This is a genomic window from Leucobacter sp. M11, assembly GCF_035726885.1.
In the GTDB taxonomy this organism is placed as follows: Bacteria; Actinomycetota; Actinomycetes; order Actinomycetales; family Microbacteriaceae; genus JAPFRB01.
This window is the reverse complement of sequence record NZ_JAPFRB010000001.1, coordinates 224215-227534: the sequence shown is the minus strand read 5'-3', so window position 1 is coordinate 227534 and position 3320 is coordinate 224215. Positions and strand designations below refer to the sequence as shown.

Sequence of the window (3320 nt, the reverse complement as noted above, 5' to 3'; positions counted from 1 at the left end):
AGGTTGTGGCCGAGGACGCCAAGTAATTCGGCACCCCGGACACTGACAACGAGCTAAGGAGAATTTCATGGCATCTGTGAGCATGGAAGCCGTCAAGGCCCTGCGCGAGCGCCTCGGCGCCGGCATGGTTGACAGCAAGAACGCACTGGTCGAGGCCGATGGTGACATCGAGAAGGCCATCGAGATCCTGCGCCTCAAGGGCATGAAGGGCGTCGCCAAGCGCGAGGGCCGTGCCACGAGCGAGGGCCTCGTCACCGTCAAGGAGACCGCTGAGTCGGTCACGATGATCGAGCTCGCCTGCGAGACCGACTTCGTCGCGAAGAACGACAAGTTCATCGCCCTCGGCGAGCGCGTCGTCGAGGCCGTCGCCGGCATCGCCGACCTCGACGCCGCCCTTGCCGCTCCCCTGGAGGGCAAGACGGTCGCCGAGATCATCACCGACGAGGCCGCGATCATCGGCGAGAAGGTCGAGCTGCGTCGCGTGGCCGTCCTGACCGGCGAGAACTTCGCCGTGTACCTGCACCGCACCTCCAAGGACCTGCCGCCGCAGGTCGGCGTTGTGGTCAGCTTCGACGGCGGCGACGCCGAGACCGGCGTCGCGATCGCTCAGCACATCTCCTTCGCGGACCCGCTCTACGTGTCCCGCGACGACGTGCCCGAGGCCGACGTCGAGAAGGAGCGCCAGCTCGTCACCGAGATCGCCAAGGGCGAGGGCAAGCCTGAGGCTGCCCTGCCGAAGATCATCGAGGGACGCCTGACCGGCTTCTTCAAGACCGTGGCCCTGCTGGAGCAGGACTACGCTCGCGACAACAAGCAGAGCGTGGCCAAGGTTGCCGAGGCAGCCGGGCTCACCGTGACGGGCTTCGCCCGCTTCAAGGTGGGGGCCTAAGCCTCACGAACGAAACCCGGGGTGCGAATGCGCACCCCGGGTTTCGCTCTGTCATCACTCTTCGATCGCAATCGGCTAGCCTAAACACAGCCACCAGGGAGGAACCCCACCATGACCGAACGTACCCGCAAGCGCCGCGTCCTGCTCAAGCTTTCCGGAGAGGCCTTCGGCGGCGGACAGCTCGGGGTGAACCCCGATGTGATCAACCAGATCGCCAAGGAAATCGCCGCTGCCACCGACCGGGTCGAGGTCGCCATCGTCGTGGGCGGAGGCAACTTCTTCCGCGGCGCCGAGCTCTCCCAGCGCGGGATGGACCGTGGCCGCGCCGACTACATGGGCATGCTGGGCACCGTCATGAACGCCCTCGCCCTGCAGGACTTTGTCGAGCAGGCCGGCGTTGGCTGCCGCGTGCAGTCCGCCATCACGATGACGCAGGTCGCCGAGACCTACATCCCGCTGCGCGCGATCCGCCACCTCGAAAAGGGTCGCGTGGTCGTGTTCGGCGCTGGCGCCGGACTCCCGTACTTCTCCACCGACACGGTGGCCGCGCAGCGCGCGCTGGAGACGCACTGCGACGAGGTCCTCGTCGCCAAGAACGGCGTTGACGGGGTCTACACCGCGGACCCCCGCGTCGACCCCACCGCGACGAAGCTCGACGCGATCAGCTACGACGAGGCGCTCAAGCAAGGGCTCAAGGTTGTCGACTCGACCGCCTTCAGCCTGTGCATGGACAACAAGATGCCGATGCGCGTCTTCGGCATGGAGCCCGCTGGCAATGTCACCGCCGCAATCCTGGGTGAGCCCCTCGGCACGCTCGTTCACCACTAGACTTTCCGTAGACGAACCAGAAGGAGACTGACCGTGATCGAAGAGGTCCTGTCGAACGCCACCGACCGCATGCTGAAGGCTGTTGACTCCGCCAAGGAGGACTTCGCCACCGTGCGGACCGGCCGGGCGAACCCCGCCATGTTCCAGAAGGTTCTGGTCAACTACTACGGCACCGCGACGCCGCTTGAGCAGCTGGCCTCCATGCAGAATCAGGAAGCGCGCACGCTCGTCCTCACGCCCTACGACAAGGGCGCGCTGCGGGACATCGAGCAGGCGATCCGCGACATGCCGAACCTGGGTGCGAACCCGACGAACGACGGCACGATCGTGCGCGTGACCCTGCCGGAGCTCACGCAGGAGCGCCGCAAGGAGTACGTGAAGCTCGTCAAGAACAAGGCCGAGGACGGCCGCGTTGCCGTCCGGAACGTGCGCCGCAAGGCGAAGGACGAGCTGGACGCGCTGAAGGGCGAGCTCGGCGACGACGAGATCGCACGCGGCGAGAAGGACCTCGAAGCCCTGACGAAGCAGCACGTCGACGCCATCGACGACGCGCTCAAGCGTAAGGAAGCCGAGCTCCTCGAGCTGTAACCCCAATGAGCGAATCGTCTGAGGGTCCTGGGGAGCGTGACGCGGAACGCGAGCGCCCCCGGGGCATTGCGGCCCCGCTGGAGGAGCTGCGCAGCCAGCTGGAGCACACGCGTGCCCAGCTGGAGGAGACCAACGCCAAAATCGAGGCGAAGGCCGGCCGGAACCTGTTCCTGGCGATCGGCTCCGGGCTGCTGCTCGGCGCAATCTTCCTGGGCAGCGTCCTGTTCCTCCCCGAGATCTTCGCCATCGTGGTCGCCCTCGTGGTGTCCGTGACGGTCCTGGAGATCGTGAACGCCTTCCGGGCCTCCGGCCGCCGGGTTCCCCGCATCGGCGGGATCCTCGGCGCGCTCATGATTATCGGGGGAGCGTGGTTCTGGGGCGCTGAGGGAATGCTGCTCGGCCTCGTGGCCGGGGCGCTCGTCCTCACCGCCTGGCGGCTGATTGAGGGGCTGTTGCCCCGCTTTACCGTGCCGCCGAAGACCCTGCTTCGGGACGTGATGGCCGGGATCTTCTGCCTGGTCTACGTCCCCTTCCTCGCCGCGTTCACGCTCCTGCTCATCCAGGGCGAGCGGGGCGAGTGGTGGGTGCTCACGCTCGTCGCCGTCGTCGTGAGCATCGACATCGGCGCGTACGCCGCCGGGGTCACCCTCGGCAAGCACAAGATGACGCCGCGGATCAGCCCCAACAAGACCTGGGAAGGCTTCGCGGGCGCCGCCGTCTTCGGCCTGACCTGCGCGATTCTGCTCGCGGTCTTCGCCCTGCAGCAGCCCTGGTGGGTCGGGGTGATCCTCGGGCTGCTCTTGCTGCTGACCGCGACCGGCGGGGACCTCACCGAGTCGCTCATCAAGCGCAACCTCGGGGTCAAGGACATGAGCTCATGGATCCCCGGGCACGGCGGAATCCTCGACCGGCTCGACTCCATCCTGCCCTCCGCGCCCGCTGCGTACCTGGTCTTCCTCGCGGTTGGGACCGCCGCGAGCCTTCCCGGGTCACTCGCGGGCTGAGCGCGGTTATG

The 3320-nt window shown here is 67.1% G+C and carries 4 protein-coding genes; all 4 read left to right on the top strand.

Annotation, left to right across the window (positions count from 1 at the left end):
- Positions 1-67: 67 nt before the first annotated feature.
- The 4 genes from tsf to OOT08_RS01105 all read left to right on the top strand — a co-directional run bounded on the left by tsf (position 68) and on the right by OOT08_RS01105 (position 3309).
- Complete coding sequence (gene tsf / locus OOT08_RS01120) at positions 68-889, top strand: translation elongation factor Ts (protein ID WP_325090743.1); 822 nt, start codon at positions 68-70, stop codon at positions 887-889.
- A gap of 111 nt (positions 890-1000) precedes the next feature.
- The gene (pyrH, locus tag OOT08_RS01115) at positions 1001-1717 is read left to right on the top strand and encodes a UMP kinase (protein ID WP_325090742.1); all 717 of its coding nucleotides are present in this window, start codon (positions 1001-1003) and stop codon (positions 1715-1717) included.
- A 33-nt stretch (positions 1718-1750) separates the two neighbouring features.
- Positions 1751-2305: a ribosome recycling factor gene (frr, locus tag OOT08_RS01110; RefSeq protein ID WP_325090741.1), complete on the top strand. Its 555-nt coding sequence runs from the start codon at positions 1751-1753 to the stop codon at positions 2303-2305.
- Positions 2306-2310: 5 nt separating this feature from the next.
- Positions 2311-3309 carry a phosphatidate cytidylyltransferase gene (locus tag OOT08_RS01105; RefSeq protein ID WP_325090740.1) on the top strand — a complete coding sequence of 333 codons (999 nt, stop codon included), beginning with the start codon at positions 2311-2313 and terminating at the stop codon, positions 3307-3309.
- Positions 3310-3320: the final 11 nt, after the last annotated feature.

Coding starts and splice junctions, on each gene's coding strand:
- tsf (WP_325090743.1), top strand. CDS start 68: ATGGCATCTGTGAGCATGGAAGCCGTCAAGGCCCTGCGCGAGCGCCTC.
- pyrH (WP_325090742.1), top strand. CDS start 1,001: ATGACCGAACGTACCCGCAAGCGCCGCGTCCTGCTCAAGCTTTCCGGA.
- OOT08_RS01105 (WP_325090740.1), top strand. CDS start 2,311: ATGAGCGAATCGTCTGAGGGTCCTGGGGAGCGTGACGCGGAACGCGAG.